We start from the raw sequence: 16340 nt of genomic DNA on the forward strand, positions 1-16340 counted from the left end.
TCGCGTTCCCCCGCGCCCGGCCGACGGGGCGCGCCCTCGGGGAGGAACCTACCGTTCCCAGCCGGGCGCGCCGTCGCCGTACCTAGTCGGGGTTGATCCACGACACCTGGATGAGCTGCTTGCCGGCCTTGCGGGTCAGCAGGTTGCCCCGGCCCGGCGGCATCGCCGACGCCTTGATGTTGCCGACCAGCGCACCCTCGTCCCGCGAACCGTTCATCACCATGCCCGGCGCCGCGATCTCCTTCAGCTTGCCGATGATCGGGTCGTACATCGCCTTGCTCGCACCACCGGTGCGCCGGACGACCACCAGGTGCAGGCCGACGTCCTTGGCCTGGGGCAGGAAGTCGGAGATCTTCCGCAACGGATTGTTGCTCGAGGTCGCCACCAGGTCGTAGTCGTCGACCAGGATGAACAACTCCGGCCCCTTCCACCACGACCGCGTCTTCAGCTGCTCCTGCGTGACGTCCGGACCCGGCAGGCGCCGCGTCATCGAGTTGAAGACGTCGCCGACCATGCTCTCCAGCTGCGCCGCCGACACCGCGTACCCGAGCAGCGAATCACCCTGCACGTACCCGAGCATCGTGCGCCGGTAGTCGACCAGCAGGATCAGCGCTTCCTTCGACGTGAACCGCTCCGAAATGCCCCGGGCGATCTGCCGCAGCAGGTTCGTCTTCCCCGACTCCCCGTCCGCGAACGCGTAGAAATGCGGCTCGGCGTTGAAGTCCAGGTAGATCGGCTGCAGGTCCTCTTCGTTGACGCCGATCGGGATCAGCTTCGAATCCCGCTGACTGTCGAGCTTGAGCACCTCGTCGTAGGTGATCAGCTCCGGCAGCAGCCGCACCTGCGGCGCCACCCGGCCCCGCCACGCTCCCTTGATCTTCGCCACCGCGTCGGCCACGCCCGCCGCGATCGTCTCCGGATCGCTGGACCCGTCGATCCGCGGCAACCCGCCCAGCAGGTGCAGCTTCTCCCGCGTCAGGCCGCGGCCCGGCCGCCCGGCCGGGATGTTCACGGCGACCCGCCGGTCGATGTCGGACTCGGTCGGGTCACCCAGGCGCAGCTCGAACCGGGTACCGATCATGTCCTTGATCGCCGGGCGGATGTCCGCCCACCGGTTGGCGGCGACGATGACGTGCACCCCGTAGGACAGACCCTGCGTCGCGATCCGGGTGATCGTCGTCTCGAGCTCTTCGAAGTCGTCGCGCAGGGCCCGCCAGCCGTCGACGATGAGGAACGCGTCGCCGAACGGGTCCTGGTCCGGCCGGATCTCGCCGCGGCGTTTGCGGTTGCGGAACTCGGTCATCGAGTCGATGCCCATCGACCCGAACCGGCCTTCCCGCTCGGTGAGCAGGGTGGTCAGCTCGGCCACGATCCGCCGCGCCTTGTCCGGCTCGCGCCGGGCCACCGCGACACCACCCACGTGCGGCAGGTCAGCGAGACCCGCCAGGGTGCCACCACCGAGGTCCAGGCAGTAGAACTGCGCCTCCTCCGGCGTGTGGGTCAGCGCCATCGACATGATCAGCGTCCGCAGCATCGTCGACTTCCCCGACTGCGGGCCGCCGACGATCACCCCGTGCCCGGCCGCGCCGGAGAAGTCCGCCCACAGCGGGTCACGGCGCTGCTCGTACGGCCGGTCGACGATGCCCAGCGGCACCTGCAGCCGGCCGTTGCCGAAGAAACCGACCGGGGACAGACCGCGGTCGTCGGTCGGGTTCAGGTTCGGCAACAGCGTGTCGAGGGAGTTGGGGTCCTTCAGCGGCGGCAGCCACACCTCGTGCGCCGGCGGGCCCTGCCCGATCAACCGCGACACGATCACGTCCAGCTCGCTGGGCTCGACCGCCTCCTCCGGCTGCTGCGGCGCGGCCTGCTGCGGCGCCTCGATCAGCTCCGGCTCGGGCTCCTTCGGCAACTCCACGAAGTCCGGGACGAACAGCTGCGGCCGCTTGTCCGCCCGCACCACGGTCGCCGCCGGGCCCGCGGCCTGGATGCCGGCCGGGCGGTAGGGGCCCGAGACGTAGGAGGCCTTGAACCGGACCAGCGTGGAGGTGTCGAACTTGAGGTACCCGCCACCGGGGACCGAGGGCAGCTCGAACGCGTCCGGCACCCCGATCGCCGCGCGGGATTCCGCCGCGGAGAAGGTCTTCAAGCCGATCCGGTACGACAGGTGCGAGTCCAGCCCGCGCAGCTTCCCCTCCTCCAGGCGCTGCGAGGCGAGCAGCATGTGCATCTGCAGCGACCGGCCCAGCCGGCCGATCGCGACGAACAGGTCGATGAAGTCCGGCTTCGCCGCCAGCAGCTCGGAGAACTCGTCACAGACGATGAACAACGCCGGCAACGGGTCGAGGTCGGCGCCGTTCTCCCGGGCTTTCTCGTACTCCCAGACGTTCTTGAAGTTACCGCCGTTCTTCAGCGCTTCCTGCCGGCGGTTCATCTCCCCGGCGAGCGCGTCCTTCATGCGGTCGACCAGCGTGACCTCGTCCGCGAGGTTGGTGATGACCGCGGAGACGTGCGGGGCCTTGTCCAAACCGAGGAAGGTCGCGCCACCCTTGAAGTCGACGAGGACGAAGTTCAGCGTGCTCGAGGAGTGCGTGGCGAGCATGCCCAGCACCAGCGTCCGCAGGAACTCCGACTTACCCGAACCGGTCGCGCCGATGCACAACCCGTGCGGGCCCATGCCTTCCGCGGCGGCTTCCTTGATGTCCAGCTCGACCGGCTGGCCGTACTCCCCGACGCCGAACGGGACGCGGTAGCGGTCGCGGATCGGGCGGGGCCGCCACGCCTGCTGCACGTCGAAGGTCATCGGGTCACCCGGGATGCCGAGCAGCTCCAGCAGCGACGGGTTGGACAGCAGCGGCTCTTCGTCGCCGACGTCCTGCCCGGCCGCGCCACCGACGCGGTAGGGCGAGATCAGCCGGGCCAGCGACTCGGTCTCGACCAGGCTGAGGGTGTCCGGGCGGCCGAACCACTCGACGCCGCCGGCGCTGCGCGCACCCAGCCTGTCGGCCTCCACGACCAGCCGCAGGCCGCGGCGGGCGGCGAGGTTGCCGATGGAGTCCGACAGGTCGACCAGCGTGACGCCGACCAGGCCCTCTTCGAGGATGATCTGCTCTTCGCGGGTGACCTCGGCGTCGTCGATGATGATCACGACGTGCGGCTGGTCCGGCGCCGGAGTCGCGTTGCGGGAGAACCGCTGCCGGTCACGCAACTCTTCGTCGAGCCAGTTTTCGATCTGGGCCAGCGAACCGGCCATCATGCGGAGCTGGCCGATGCCGTCGGCCAGCGTCGGGTGCTGGGCGTGCGGGAGCCACTTCGCCCACTCCCACTCCTCCTTCGCCCGGCCCGCGGTGGCGACCGCGATCAGCACGTCGTCGGGGCTGTGGAAGGTGACCATCTGCGCGAGCATCGCCCGGGTCAGGCCGCGGGTCAGCGCCCGGTCGCCCTGCATGCTCACCGCGGCGAACCCGCGCAGGGTGATCTGGGTCGGCAGGTCCGGCACGATCGAGTGCGCGCGCACGAACCGGCGCAGCGCGAGGGTGGCGATCGGCTCCAGCTCGTCGACCGGCCCGGTCTGCGGCGGGACCAGCCGCGTCGCGAGGCGGTGCGAGCTGCGCCCGACGCGCAGGTGCAGGAAGTCCTGGTCGTTCTGCCGGCGCTCCCACATGCGGCGGCTGGCGGCCAGCGACCACAGGGACTGCGGGTCGGGGTGCACCCACTCGAGCGCGGCGCGCTGGTCGACCATCGCCTCGCGGGCGCGGTCGCGCATCTGGCCCAGGTAGCGGAGGTAGTCCTTGCGGTCCTCGTCCATCTCGGCGCGCTTGGCGCCCCCGCCCTTGCCGCCACCGCCGGCCATCATCCCGAGCGTGCCGACGACCATCATGCCGCCCATGGCCATCATCATCGGGTTCCGGTTGCTGGCCTGGAACATGAAGACCATCATCCCGAGCGACGCGACGATCATGACGATCGGCAGCGCCTTCATGACGATGTTGCCGGGGATGACGCGAGGCACCTCGGGCGGCGGCTCGAGGTGCACCTCACCACCCGGCGGGCGCGGTGCCGCCAGCCGCGGCGACTTCTTGAACTGCAGCGTGCTCATCGAAGGACCCCTCATTCAAAACTCGACGATGGCGGCCACCGCAAGGTGTGCGAACAACCTATCGAACGCCGCTGACGAATTCCGGCGGACGCCGGAACCGCTCGTGAGCGCTGCCCACCCTCGTCTGGCGAGTGTAGGGCCCACCACCGACAGTAACGCCAGGTTCCAGGTCTGGTACCTCGCTCTGCCGGCGGCCGGATCGCGGTGGGGACGGCGGGCCGCACGACATGAACGACTCGTTCATGTCGCCGGACGACAGGGGCCCGGCAAAGTCGGGTGGCCAGGCCAGGCCGGGTCGGCGGTCGCTCGGGGAGCCGGCGGAGGTCCTGAACGACTCATTCAGGACCTCTGAAGACCTGAATGACTCATTCAGGACGTTGGGTGGGCCGGCGGCAAGCGTGCGACCGGGACTTTGCCGGAGCCCTGTCGCCGGAGGAGGGAAACGAGTCACAACGAGGCCGGACCTGTCGTGTGGCCCGGGCGGAACCCCGCCCGTCCTGGAACCCGCGGCCGGGACCCGACCTGCGGATGACGGTGAATTTCGGACGTTCGATGATGTCGGCACCGGGGTTCGGTATAAGTTCCCCCGGGAGCAGTCTCGACCGAGCGGGGGCAGTGCAGTGGCTACGGGCACGACAGTTTTCAGCAGGGTGACGGTCGTCGCGCCCTCCACGCGGATCGATGTGGCGCTGCCCGCCGACGTCGCGGTGGCCGATCTGCTGCCGATGCTGCTGGACATGGCCAAGGAGTCGTCGCCGGACGGCGGGGCCCGCCACGGCGGCTGGGCGCTGGCCAAGCTCGGCGACGCCCCGCTCGACCCGAGCCGGACCCTGGCCTCGCTCGGCGTCGTCGACGGCGAACTGCTCCAGCTGCGCAAGCGCAACGAGAACCCGCCGCCGCCGCTGTACGACGACGTCGTCGACGCCATCGCGGAGTCCTCCCCCGACAGCTTCCGCCCGTGGACCAAGGAGACGGCGAACCGCTTCGGGCACGTCGCGGGCGGGCTGGCGCTGATCGCCGCCGCGGTCGCGCTGTTCATGAGCGGTTCGCTCTACGGCGGCAACGCGCTCGGCGCCGCCATCGCCGGCGGCATCGGCGCGATCGCGTGCGTCGCGGTCGGCGCGACCCTCGCCAAGGCGTACAACGCCGAAGCGACCGGGGTCCTGATCGCCGCGGCCGGCGGCCTGCCCCTCGCGTTCGTCAGCGGCTTCTACATCGTGCCCGGCCTGTCGATGCGGGCGAACCTGCTGCTCGGCGCGGTCCTCGTGATCATCGTCGCGTCGGTCTGCATCATGGTCATCGGCGCCGGCATCACGACGTTCATCGCCGCGGCCACCGCGGGCACCTTCGGCGGCCTGGCCTTCCTGTTCGGCACGCTCGTCGCGCACCCGGCGGCCGGCATCGCGGCCGGCACGGTCGCGGTCGCCCTCGCCTGCATCTCGATCCTGCCGCGCGCCACGATCTGGCTCGCGAAGCTGCCGCTGCCGCACGTCCCGGGCAGCGCGGAGGAGCTCAAGGAAGACTCCGGTTTCCCGGACTACCGGGCGATCGAGCGCCGCACGGCGATCGCGCACAACTACATGACCGGCCTGATGGTCGGCTGCGGCGCCACGGTCGCCGTCTCCGCGGTCATCGCTGCCAGCGCACCCGGTGCGTTCGGGATCATCCTGGGCGTCGTCGCGACGCTCGTGCTGCTCCTGCGCGCCCGCGCGTACGCGAACGGCAGCCAGGCGGTCGCCCTACTCACCACTGGCCTCGTCGCGGCGACCGGCATCGCGATCGGCTGGCTGGTCTCGGCGAGCGCGCAGAACCGCCTGCTCTACGTCTTCGGCATCCTGATCCTGCTGGCCGCGGGCGCGCTCGTGGTCGGCGTGATCTTCCCGAACCAGCGCTTCTCGCCGCCGCTGCGGCGCACGGTGGAGATCATCGAGGCGCTCTGCATCGCCTCCGTGCTCCCGCTGGCCCTGGGCGTGATGGACTTGTACACGACCCTGCGGCACCTGAACTTCAAGTGACCGGATCGGGTGAATCTCGGATGGCAGTAGGACGGCGTTTCGGCGCCACCCGGCGGACCACGACGGCGTTGCTGACCGGCACGATCGGCTTCCTGTCCTCCGTGGCCGTCGCGGTGCCGGTCTGGGCGCAGCAGGCGCCCGCCGACGGCTACTTCGCAACTCCGCCGCCGGTGGACATGAGCAAGCTGCTCCCGGACTCCGGCCAGCCGGACAAGAAGTACAAACAGTCGAAAGGCTGCGTCCAGCGCAGCACCCTGGGCCAGAACATCGTGCTGAAGAACCGGCCGTGGGGTCAGGACTACCTGCAGATCACGAAGGCCCAGGAGATCGTCAAGGCCGCCACGAACGGCGGCGTCGGCCGGGGCGTCAAGGTCGCCGTGGTCGACACGGGCGTGACGAAGCACCCCTGGCTGCCGAACCTCGAGTCCGGCGGTGAGTACGTCGCGACGCCGACGAACGGCCAGCCCAAGGGACTCGAGGACTGCGACGGCCACGGCACCGAGGTCGCCGGGATCATCGCGGCGAAGCCGGACAACCCGGAGGTCGGGTTCATCGGCGTGGCGCCGGACGCGACCATCGTGTCCTACCGCCAGCTGAGCGAGAACTACGAGCCCGACACCTCGACGTCGACGCCGTCGGCGAGCAACACCACCGGCGGCACCCCGTCGTCGAGCACCACTCCGCCCACCGGGTCGGATACTTCGCTCCCGCCGAGCGGTGGTGGCGGCACCGGATCCGGTGACGGCGACCAGACCTCGCCCGGGCAGTCGAACGGCGGCCGCCAGCTGGAGAAGGCCGGCACGGCAGGCACGCTGAAGACGCTCGCCGAGATCATCCGCGGCATCGCCGACCGCAAGGCAGCCGACGTCATCAACATGTCGGTCGACAACTGCCGCACCGCCACCGGCAACATCACCGACGGCGAGCAGCAGGTCCAGGCCGCGGTGCACTACGCGGCTCAGGCGGGCATCGTGATCGTCGCCGCCGCCGGCAACGCGACGGACACCTGCCCGCAGAACGACCAGCCGGACGCGAAGAAGCCCAAGACGATCGTGACGCCGCCGTGGTTCGCCGACGACGTGCTGTCCGTCGGGGCGATCGACGAATTCGGCAGCGTGGCCTCGTTCAGCGTGCACGGTCCGTGGGTCGGTGTCGCGGCGCCGGGGACGCAGATCATCTCGCTCGACCCCGCCGAGGGCTCGAACGGCCTGGCGAACCTCACGTTCGAGAGCGGCGACAAGGCCAGCCCGATCCAGGGAACGAGTTTCGCCGCGCCGTACGTGGCGGGCCTCGCGGCCTTGGTCAAGGCCAAGTACCCGAACCTCGACGCCAAGGGCATCATCAACCGGATCAAGGAGACCGCCCAGCACCCCGCGGCTCCGGGCGGCCGCGACAACTTCGTGGGTTACGGCGTCATCGACCCGGTGGCGGCGCTGACCCAGAGCCTGCCGTCCGAGATCGGCAACCAGGCGCCGATCCCGCCCCCGCAGCTGGCCCAGCTCCCGCCGGCGAACGACCACAGCTCGACCCCGATGATCGTGGCGCTGGCGGGCACCGGCGGCGGTGTCGTGGCGCTGCTGATCACGCTGTTCGTGATGCGCACCATCCGCCGCAACCGGCCGGCGGAAACGGCTTCCCGCCGCTGACGCTCTCCCGGCCCGCGTTCACCGCGGGCCGGGACCGGGTCACTTCGCCGGCGGTTTCTTCTGCTGCGCCGGCTTTTCTTCCTCACCGATCACCGGCGGGGCCACCAAACCCGGCTCCCCCAACAGCTCCGACGACGTCGTCGTCGGGCGCGTCTTCGACTGGCGCCGGCCTTGGCCGCCGCCTCCGCCGAACGAGCCGAAGCCCATCATCGGCATCATCGGCATGCCCGACGCGCTGTGGTTCGCCGAATTGTCCTCGGCCGGGGGCGGCTGAGGTGCCGCGTCGGCGGGCTGAGCGGCGTCCGGCGTGCCCGCGCCGGTGTGCTTCGGCTCCGCCGCGTCCCCGCTCGCCGACGACGGCGTCATGACCTCGTCGGAATCGGAGTCCGCCGCGGTCGGCGTTGCCGTCGTTTCTTCAGCGCCGGTGGAACCGATCACGGCGTCGTCGTGCAGCCGGAACCGCTCCTCCGGGTACCGGTGCGCGATCTCGATGCTCCGGGAGGTCGCATCGGGATCGTCGACACCGTCGCAAAGCCGGTCGAACGCCTCGAGGACGTCCCGCGCGGTCTCGTACAGCGCCTTCGCCGACTCCTGCGTCTCCGCCAGCTGGACCCGCGCCCGTTTGGTGCCCCCGCTCGGCAGCGTCATCGTCTCGGAGATCAGGTCCGCGGCGTCGACCAGCACCTCGACGAGGTCGACGACGACGTGGCGGAGCGTCGTCACCAGCTCGTCGAGCGCGCCGGCGAGGACGGTGAGCGCCTCCTGGAGGTCGCCGCCCGCGGCCCCGATCTCGCGCATGTACGCGACGAACGCGTCGGCGTCCCGGCCTTCCCAGCCGCCGTCGAGCCGGCCGAGGCCGTCGTCGAGCCGCGTGGACACCTCGGCCGCGGCGCTCGCGGCCTGGCGCAGCCGCCCGGCTTCGGCACCGAGGTCGCCCCAGCGGCCGATCAGCGGGCGGAAGTACGTCTCGACGGGGTCGGCCAGCCCCAGCTGACGGGACACGTCGGTGAGGTAACCCAAGTACGGCTCGGCCGTGGCGGCGATCTGGTCGCCTTCCGCGTCCGGGCCGAATTCCACCGCGGGAACGGCGGGCACCGGGGCTGCCCGCTTGGCCAGCGGGTGCGGAATGGAGTCTGTGGAGGCTTCCGGTTCGGCGAACATCATCCGACCTTGCCCGCGCGCTTGATCAGCTCCGCGGCCTCCGCGTCCTGCCCGCTGTGGCGGACCGTGGCCTGCCGCAGCGCTTCCGCGGCCGACTTCAGCGCCTCGGCGCCGTCGGCCAGCTGACGCCGGAGCGCGCCGGCCGCGCGGCCGTACGACTCACCGAGCCCGATCTGCGCGCCCAGCGGGCCGTAGGACTCCCCGGAAACGCCCTCGCCCCCCACGTCGGCCGCCGCCGCGTGCAGGTCGTCAGCGGCCTCCTCAGCCGTCCGGGCGTACTCGGCGACGACCACGCCGTCCATCCTCAAGCCGGCCATGGCACCTCTCCGCTCACCAGAAGATCCATCGGGCGTGTGACGTCCGCCGCCGCCCGGTGGTTCCCCCTCAGCCGCCCGTCTGCGGAGTCTGGCTCGGGAACGAGCCGGCGTTCGGGTCGATCGGCACCGAGTCGAACTGCTTGAGCACGTCCTGGGTGTTCAGCGAAGCGCCGGTCGGCAGCAGGCCGATGATCGACTCCGGCGCGGGCTGCCGGTTGTTCAAGCCGATCGCGTCCGCGGTCGCGGCGTCCGGGACGCTGTAGCGGATGCCGCGGTCGGAGATCAGCTGGATCGCGCCCTTGCCGAAGCTGGCCTTGCCGGTGGCGGACTGCACCACCGCGCCGAAGCCGGGCTGGAGGTAGAAACCGTTGATCGGCACGCGGTTCGGGCCCGGCGTGGTGACCTTGGTGGTGGCGAACTTGGCGCCGTGGCTGTTCTGGCCCGGCAGCTGGGTGTCGATGTAGACCGACGTGTGGGCGTCGCGGTTGTCGCCGTCGCCGACCACGGACCAGCCGAGGCAGGAGACCGCCGAGTTCTTGGTGGCGTCGAGGACCGTCGGGACCGACCGCGGGAAGTCGTCGACCTCGATGTAGTCGGGGTCACCGGCCCGCAGCACGCGGATGCCGGACAGCTTGTCGAGGCCGAGCTTCCGCAGCTCGCTCGCGCTGCCGTGCTTCGCGACGCGCATGACGTCGGCGACCGCCTGCGAGACCTGCTGGATGCCGGCCGTGGTGATGGCCCAGTACTGCGGCTGCTCACCCGTGGGCTGCGTGGAGAAGACGTCGCCCGCGCTCAGCCCGTCGAGGTCGGCCGGGGGCGCGCCGTCCGGGATCACCGGCGGGGTCAGGCGCGGGACCTCGGGGATCGCGTTCAGCAGGCCCTGCGTGATCTTGCGCGGCTTCTGGTTCAGCAGCTGCAAGGCCGTCGAGACCGCGTTGTGCGAGTCGCTGGTGTCGATTTCGGCGCGGACGGTGTTGGCGTTCGGGCGGTTCTGCGTGCTCGGCAGGCGGTAGATCAGGTACGTCTTGCCGTTGTCCGCCGCCGCCAGCAATGCCTCCTTCTCCCCCAGCTCGGTGCCGAGAGCGCTCGGGGCGACGCCGCCGAAGACGGAGGTTTCGGTCTTGCCGATGTCCGGGTTCGGCTGCGTCGGATCGAGCAGGACCTGGTCGCACACCGCCCAGTTGGGGGTGATCCGCTGGGCGTCCGTCGGGATCAGCTGCGGTCCGTCCGGGATTCCGGTCAGCTTTCCGCGCGGGATGTCCTTCAGCTGCTCGTCGGAAACGACCGTGGGATTCTTCACACTCTCGGTGCTCGCCGCGGCCGGGGCGGCGGCCGCCGGCGCGGCGCCCGTGCTGCCCGTGCTCGAATTCTTCTGCTGCGCCAGCAACAAAAGCCGCGCCGACGCGAGGTTGAACGTCGGGACGAGCATCTTCGGGTTCCCCATCACCACGTAGACCGTGCCCGACTGCTCGCCGATCACGATCCCGCCGGCCTCCGGGACCGACGGGGCCGGGCTGAGCAGCCCCCAGACGACGAACACGATCATGCCGAGGGCGCCGAGCACCACTCCCACGATCGTGGCCCTCGTGTGGGTGCGCATCGGGTCGTGCAACATCACGGCGTCACGCCGGACCAGCGCCGACTGCATCCGGCGCAGGACGAACTTGTACGCCTGGACCTGAGACTTAGTCGTGGGTGTTGATGGCATTCTCGACCTACAGCTCTCCCCGTCGCGGTACGGTTCCGCAGGATAGCCGTACGGGGACCGTCTGGTGTGGGGTTTCTACCAACTCCGGCTAGGGTCGGATTCCCCGGGACCCGGCTTCCGGGTACGCAGCAAGCACCGAGGGGAAGAGAAAGCGCGGATGTCCGTCACCACTCCTCCACGTCCGCCTGGCCCGCCCGGGCCCCCGCCTTCCGGCCGCCCGCCCGGCCCGCCGCCGCGGCCCGGGAGACCCGGTGGCCCCGGCGGTCCGGGAGCAGTGCCGGGCGGCCCTGGTGGCGTTCCCGGCGGACCCGGTGGTGGCCCCGGCATGCCCCCGCGCGGCCCAGGTGGTCCTCAGGGACCCGGGCCCGGTGGACGTCCCGGTGGACCTGGCGGTCCCGGTGGCGGCGGTCCCGGCGGACCTGGTGGCCCCGGTGGGCCCGGTGGCGGCGGTCCTGGTGGCCCCGGTGGACCTGGCGGTCCCGGTGGCGGCGGTCCCGGTGGACCTGGTGGGCCCGGTGGTCCCGGCGGCCCCCAGGGACCCGACGACAGCGGTCCCTCGACTCCCCCGCCCGCCCCCGTGCGGATGGCGCCCCCCGCGCGGCGCCGCTCCTCCGGCGTGAACCTCGGCCCGCTCCCCGTGGCGAACCTCGTCGTGCTCGAGGTCGGTCTCGCGGTCGGGCTCGTGCTGCTCGCCATCGACATGTCGACGAAGTACGTCGCGATCGGCGTCGTCGGCTTCGCCCTCATCTTCGCGCTGCTGCGCTGGCGCGGCCGCTGGTTCACCCAGTGGATCGGGCTGACGATGCGCTACTCCTTCCGTTCGCACGACCGTGTCGCGGAGCCGCTGCCGCCGAGCACGGTCGAGGAACTGGCCGCCGAAGAGACCGCGGTGACCGGCCCGGACGACGCCCGCGTCAACCTGCTCCGCATCGCCGTGCCGGACCTCGTCGTGGCGCACGGCGTCGACCACGAACGCCAGCAGGTCGGGCTCGCCTGGAACGACGGCACCTGGACGGCGGTGCTGCTCGTCGAGCCGACGCCGGCGCTGATCACCCAGGCCGGTGGCGCGCCGAGCCTGCCGCTGTCGGCGCTCGCGCCGACCCTCGAAGACCGCGGCGTGGTCCTCGACTCCATCCAGATGATCTGGCACTGCTACCCGGGCAGTGCGGCGCTGCCGGCGGATTCGCCCGCGCTGAGCTCCTACATGGAGGTGCTCGGGCCGCTGCCCGCGGCGGCGCGGCGGACGACGTGGGTCGCGATCCGGCTGGACCCGAGGCGCTGCCCGGCGGCGATCCGGGAACGCGGCGGCGGCGTCGTCGGCGCCCACCGCGCGCTGATCGGTGCGCTTTCGCGGGTCCGCAACGCGCTCGAGTCGCAGGGCGTGCCGACCCGGCCGCTCGACCCGGACGAGCTGCTGCGCGCGAGCATTTCGGCCGCGGAGCTGACGTCCGTCGCCGGCTCGCCGACCAAGGTGACGCTACAGGAGCGCTGGTCCGGCGTGACCGCGGCCGGCATCGGCCACGCGAGCTACGCGATCACCGGCTGGCCGAAGGGCAAGATCGCCGGCAGCTTGAACGCGCTGACGAGCGTCCGCGCGCTCTCGTCGACGCTCGCGATGTCGATCTCCCCGGCGTCCGACGAAGGCAAGATCGGGCTGCGCGGCGTGGTCCGGCTGAGCGCGCGCAACCCGCGTGAGCTCGACGCCGCCGACCAGCGGCTGCAGGGGCTGGCCGAGCGGCTGGACGTGAACCTGACGCCGCTGCGGGGGCTGCAGGTCTCCGCGTTCGCCGCGACGCTGCCCATTGGAGGAACAGCATGAGCTCGCGTGTCCGCGACGCCGGGCAGAACACCGGTGTGGCGCCGGAGTTCACCGTCGATCCCGCGATGCTCGACGCGGTCAGTCCCTCCGGCGACCGCGGTGGCATCGTGCTCGGCTCGGGCCTGAAGGGCGAGCCGCTGACGATCTCGGCGCTGCGCTCGACGCCGACCCGCATCGTGCTGGTGGGCGGGCTGTACCTGGCCCGCCAGGTCGCCATGCGCGCGATGGCGGTCGGCGCGTGGGTCGTGGTCGCGACCGGGCGCCCGACCGAGTGGCAGGTGCTGTCCCGGGCCGCCGGCAGTGGCGACGGCCGTCCGTCGCCACTGGTGCAGATCAGGCGGTTGTCGCCGGTCGAGCTGCCGCGGCCGTCGGAGGACGCGCCGCTGCTCGTGGTGACCGACGGCGGCCCGACCCCGCAGGACCTGTTCCCGCCGCGGTCGCCGTGGCAGACGACGGTGTACGTGCTGCCGTACCTGCACCCCCAGGCGGGCGTGACGGCGAATGCCGCGGACCTGGTGCTGATGCAGCGTCTCCCGGCCGGCCAGGCCGAGCTGGCGGGCCGCATCTGGAACCTGCCGCCGCAGATGATGCGCCAGCTGACGATGCTGAAGGACGACCAGGTGGTGGCCCTGGGCCGCAACCTGTGGCGGCCGCTGCGGCTGGTGACGACGGGCAAGGAGCAGCAGCTGCTCGGCCCGGTCCGCCGCGGCGACTGACCTCCCAGCCCCTCGTGAGTGAGAAACAGTGTTCTAACCCTGTTTCTCACTCACGACCGGCGGGCGAGGTGCGGACGTTGCGCGTCTGCTCGGCGCGGGCCGCGAGTTCGGCGTCCGGTGGGTAGTCCACCGCGGTCAACGTGAGCCCGTGCGCGGGGGCCACCGCGCTGTCGCGGACTCCGCTCGCCAGGACCTGCTCCGGCCAGTCGCGGGCGCGGCGGCCGTCGCCCACCAGGAGCAACGCCCCTACCAGGCTGCGGACCATCGAGTGGCAGAACGCGTCCGCCGAGACCGACACCTCCAGCAGGTGCTCGTCCACCCGCCGCCACTCCAGGCGCTGCAGCTCGCGGATCGTCGTGCCCGTGTCGCGCTGCTTGCAGTACGCCGCGAAGTCCTGCAGGCCCAGCAGGGACGCTGCCGCCGCGTTCATCGCGTCCGTCGAGAGTGGACGGTTCCAGGCCAGCGTGTCGTTGCGGCGCAACGGGTCCACGCCCCACGGGGCGTCGGACACACGGTAGCGGTAGTGGCGGCGGATCGCCGAGAACCGCGCGTCGAAGCCATCGGGGGCCACCCGGGCGCCCAGCACCCGGACGTCACCCGGCAGGAGGCGGTTCCAGCGGCCCGTCATCCGGGTCAGGTCCGGCACGCCGAGAGCCGAGACCGGGATCCGGCCCGAAGGCTCCGAAAGCGGCATGACGTCGACGTGCACCACCTGGCCCGTCGCGTGCACCCCGGCGTCCGTGCGGCCCGCGACGACCACCGACTTGGGCACCGAAGCCCCCGGCGGCTGCCGGTGCAACGCCTCTTCCAGGACCCCCTGGACCGTGCGGCGCGACGGCTGGCGGGCCCAGCCCGAGAAGTCCGTGCCGTCGTAGGAAACGTCCAGGCGCAGACGAACGAGCCCGCCCTCCCCGGGGGGAGTGGCGGGCTCGTTCGGAACGGCTTCCGTCGTCAGGACTCGTCGTCCTGCTGCGACGGCGGCAGCGAGAAGCCCGCGGCTTCGGCAGCCTCTGCGGAGGCGAACCACACCTCGGCCTTGGTCTGCTCGTAGTACGGGCTTTCCTCGGTGTGGTAGTACTTCGACTCGTCGTTGCCCTTGATCGGGAAGCCCTCGGGCTGCGTCCCGTCCTCGAGCGCGGCGTGGCTGCCCTCGCCGTAGGGAGCCTCCGAAGCGGCTTCCTCGGCGGCCGGGGCCTCGACGGCAGCCGGCTTCTCGTCCTTGGCGAACTTGGTCTTGCGCGCGCGCTCGGCCTCGCTCGTCACGGTCTTCTCGTTCACCAGCTCGATGACCGCCATCTTGGCGTTGTCGCCCTTGCGCGGCATCGTCTTGGTGATCCGCGTGTAGCCGCCCGGACGCTCCGCGAAGTGCGGACCGATCTCGGCGAACAGCTTGTGGACGACGTCCTTGTCACGGACGACGCGCTGAACCTGACGGCGGTTGTGCAGGTCGCCCCGCTTCGCCTTCGAGATCAGCTTCTCGGCCAGCGGACGGACCCGCTTCGCCTTCGCCTCGGTCGTCGTGATCTTGCCGTGCTCGAACAGCTGCGTGGCCAAGTTGGCCAGGATCAGCCGCTCGTGCGCGGACGACCCGCCGAGCCGGGCTCCCTTGGTAGGGGTGGGCATTGGTTCTCCTACTAGTTCAGCTCACAGCGTCCGGGCGAAGGCCTAGAGCTGCTCGGTCTCTGCGTAGTCCTGGCCATCGTCGTGGTGGCCGTCCGAAATCCCGTCGGCGATGCCACCGACACCCTCCGACCAGCCTTCACCGTCGTAGCTGGCGGCAGCCGCGGTCGGGTCGAACCCGGGCGGGCTGTCCTTCAGCGCGAGGCCGAGGCCGACGAGCTTGAGCTTGACCTCGTCGATCGACTTGGCGCCGAAGTTGCGGATGTCGAGCAGGTCCGCCTCGCTGCGCGAGACCAGCTCGCCCACCGTGTGGATGCCCTCGCGCTTGAGGCAGTTGTACGACCGGACGGTGAGGTCCAGGTCCTCGATCGGCATCGCGTAGGCGGCGATGGTGTCCGCCTCCTGCGGCGACGGGCCGATCTCGATGCCCTCGGCGTCGACGTTCAGCTCGCGGGCGAGACCGAACAGCTCCACCAGCGTCTTGCCGGCCGACGCGACCGCGTCGCGCGGCGTGATCGACGGCTTGGTCTCGACGTCCAGGATCAGCTTGTCGAAGTCGGTGCGCTGCTCGACACGGGTGGCCTCGACCTTGTACGTCACCTTCAGCACCGGTGAGTAGATCGAGTCGACCGGGATCCGGCCGATCTCCGCGCCCGCCTGCTTGTTCTGCAGGGCCGGAACGTACCCGCGGCCGCGCTCGACGACGAGCTCGATCTCGAGCTTGCCCTTGCCGTTCAGCGACGCGATGTGCAGGTCCGGGTTGTGCACGGTGACGCCGGCCGGGGGCACGATGTCAGCGGCGGTGACCTCACCGGGGCCCTGCTTGCGCAGGTACATGGTGACCGGCTCGTCCTCTTCCGAGGACACCACGAGCTCCTTGAGGTTCAGGATGATGTCGGTGACGTCTTCCTTCACCCCCGGGACCGTGGTGAACTCGTGCAGCACGCCGTCGATGCGGATGCTCGTCACGGCCGCGCCCGGGATGGACGACAGCAGCGTGCGACGCAGCGAGTTGCCGAGCGTGTAGCCGAAGCCGGGCTCCAGCGGTTCGATGGTGAACCGGGAGCGGGTCTCGTTGACCGTCTCTTCGCCGAGAGCCGGCCGCTGGGAAATCAGCATTCTTCCTAATTCCTTTCCAAACGGCGACCGCCATATGACGCCGAAAGGGGTGGCGAGGCGGCGGCGCACCTGTTGCGCCGCCGCCCTTGTCCGACCGGGGCCGGACTTACTCCTTTTCTGGGG

The 16340-nt window shown here is 71.1% G+C and carries 12 protein-coding genes; 5 read left to right on the forward strand and 7 right to left on the reverse strand.

The features are described 5' to 3' along the window. Positions 1 to 82: 82 nt before the first annotated feature. The gene (eccCa, locus tag AB0M59_RS34280; RefSeq protein ID WP_364623776.1) at positions 83 to 4096 is read right to left on the reverse strand and encodes a type VII secretion protein EccCa; all 4014 of its coding nucleotides are present in this window, start codon (positions 4094 to 4096) and stop codon (positions 83 to 85) included. A 650-nt stretch (positions 4097 to 4746) separates the two neighbouring features. On the opposite strand from eccCa, the gene eccD reads away from it, so the two are divergent. Both eccD and AB0M59_RS34290 read left to right on the forward strand, forming a co-directional pair. Next, on the forward strand, positions 4747 to 6111 hold the full coding sequence (eccD, locus tag AB0M59_RS34285) for a type VII secretion integral membrane protein EccD (protein WP_364623778.1): 1365 nt from the start codon (positions 4747 to 4749) through the stop codon (positions 6109 to 6111). A gap of 20 nt (positions 6112 to 6131) precedes the next feature. Next, positions 6132 to 7757 (forward strand): S8 family serine peptidase, encoded by a 1626-nt coding sequence (locus AB0M59_RS34290; RefSeq protein WP_364623780.1) that lies wholly within the window; start codon positions 6132 to 6134, stop codon positions 7755 to 7757. Between the two features lie 39 nt (positions 7758 to 7796). Here AB0M59_RS34290 and AB0M59_RS34295 read toward each other — a convergent pair whose 3' ends face one another. The 3 genes from AB0M59_RS34295 to eccB form a co-directional block, all read right to left on the reverse strand. Next, entirely contained in the window at positions 7797 to 8918 is a 1122-nt protein-coding gene (locus tag AB0M59_RS34295; protein ID WP_364623875.1) for a WXG100 family type VII secretion target, read from the reverse strand. Further along, the gene (locus AB0M59_RS34300; protein ID WP_364623782.1) at positions 8918 to 9235 is read right to left on the reverse strand and encodes a hypothetical protein; all 318 of its coding nucleotides are present in this window, start codon (positions 9233 to 9235) and stop codon (positions 8918 to 8920) included. The genes AB0M59_RS34295 and AB0M59_RS34300 overlap by 1 nt, the downstream gene beginning before the upstream one ends. A 67-nt stretch (positions 9236 to 9302) precedes the next feature. After that, the gene (eccB, locus tag AB0M59_RS34305; protein ID WP_364623784.1) at positions 9303 to 10943 is read right to left on the reverse strand and encodes a type VII secretion protein EccB; all 1641 of its coding nucleotides are present in this window, start codon (positions 10941 to 10943) and stop codon (positions 9303 to 9305) included. A gap of 251 nt (positions 10944 to 11194) precedes the next feature. Here eccB and AB0M59_RS34310 point away from each other — a divergent pair, with 251 nt between their 5' ends. Genes AB0M59_RS34310 through AB0M59_RS34320 form a run of 3 tightly spaced genes read left to right on the forward strand, consistent with a single transcriptional unit; the run spans position 11195 to position 13478 of the window. Then, positions 11195 to 11563, forward strand: coding sequence for a hypothetical protein (locus AB0M59_RS34310; RefSeq protein ID WP_364623786.1), 369 nt, complete (start codon positions 11195 to 11197; stop codon positions 11561 to 11563). After that, on the forward strand, positions 11527 to 12762 hold the full coding sequence (eccE, locus tag AB0M59_RS34315; protein WP_364623788.1) for a type VII secretion protein EccE: 1236 nt from the start codon (positions 11527 to 11529) through the stop codon (positions 12760 to 12762). Before AB0M59_RS34310 ends, eccE begins: the two co-directional genes overlap by 37 nt. Next, complete coding sequence (locus AB0M59_RS34320; protein ID WP_364623790.1) at positions 12759 to 13478, forward strand: hypothetical protein; 720 nt, start codon at positions 12759 to 12761, stop codon at positions 13476 to 13478. The genes eccE and AB0M59_RS34320 overlap by 4 nt, the downstream gene beginning before the upstream one ends. 46 nt (positions 13479 to 13524) lie before the next feature. On the opposite strand, the gene truA is transcribed toward AB0M59_RS34320, so the two are convergent. The 3 genes from truA to AB0M59_RS34335 all read right to left on the reverse strand — a co-directional run bounded on the left by truA (position 13525) and on the right by AB0M59_RS34335 (position 16217). Continuing rightward, entirely contained in the window at positions 13525 to 14364 is an 840-nt protein-coding gene (gene truA, locus AB0M59_RS34325) for a tRNA pseudouridine(38-40) synthase TruA (RefSeq protein WP_364623877.1), read from the reverse strand. 65 nt (positions 14365 to 14429) lie between these two features. After that, positions 14430 to 15101: a 50S ribosomal protein L17 gene (gene rplQ, locus AB0M59_RS34330; protein WP_364623792.1), complete on the reverse strand. Its 672-nt coding sequence runs from the start codon at positions 15099 to 15101 to the stop codon at positions 14430 to 14432. Positions 15102 to 15143: 42 nt separating this feature from the next. Then, positions 15144 to 16217: a DNA-directed RNA polymerase subunit alpha gene (locus AB0M59_RS34335; RefSeq protein WP_364623794.1), complete on the reverse strand. Its 1074-nt coding sequence runs from the start codon at positions 16215 to 16217 to the stop codon at positions 15144 to 15146. Positions 16218 to 16340: the final 123 nt, after the last annotated feature.

Source organism: Amycolatopsis sp. NPDC051371 (assembly GCF_040682155.1).
Taxonomy (GTDB): Bacteria; Actinomycetota; Actinomycetes; order Mycobacteriales; family Pseudonocardiaceae; genus Amycolatopsis.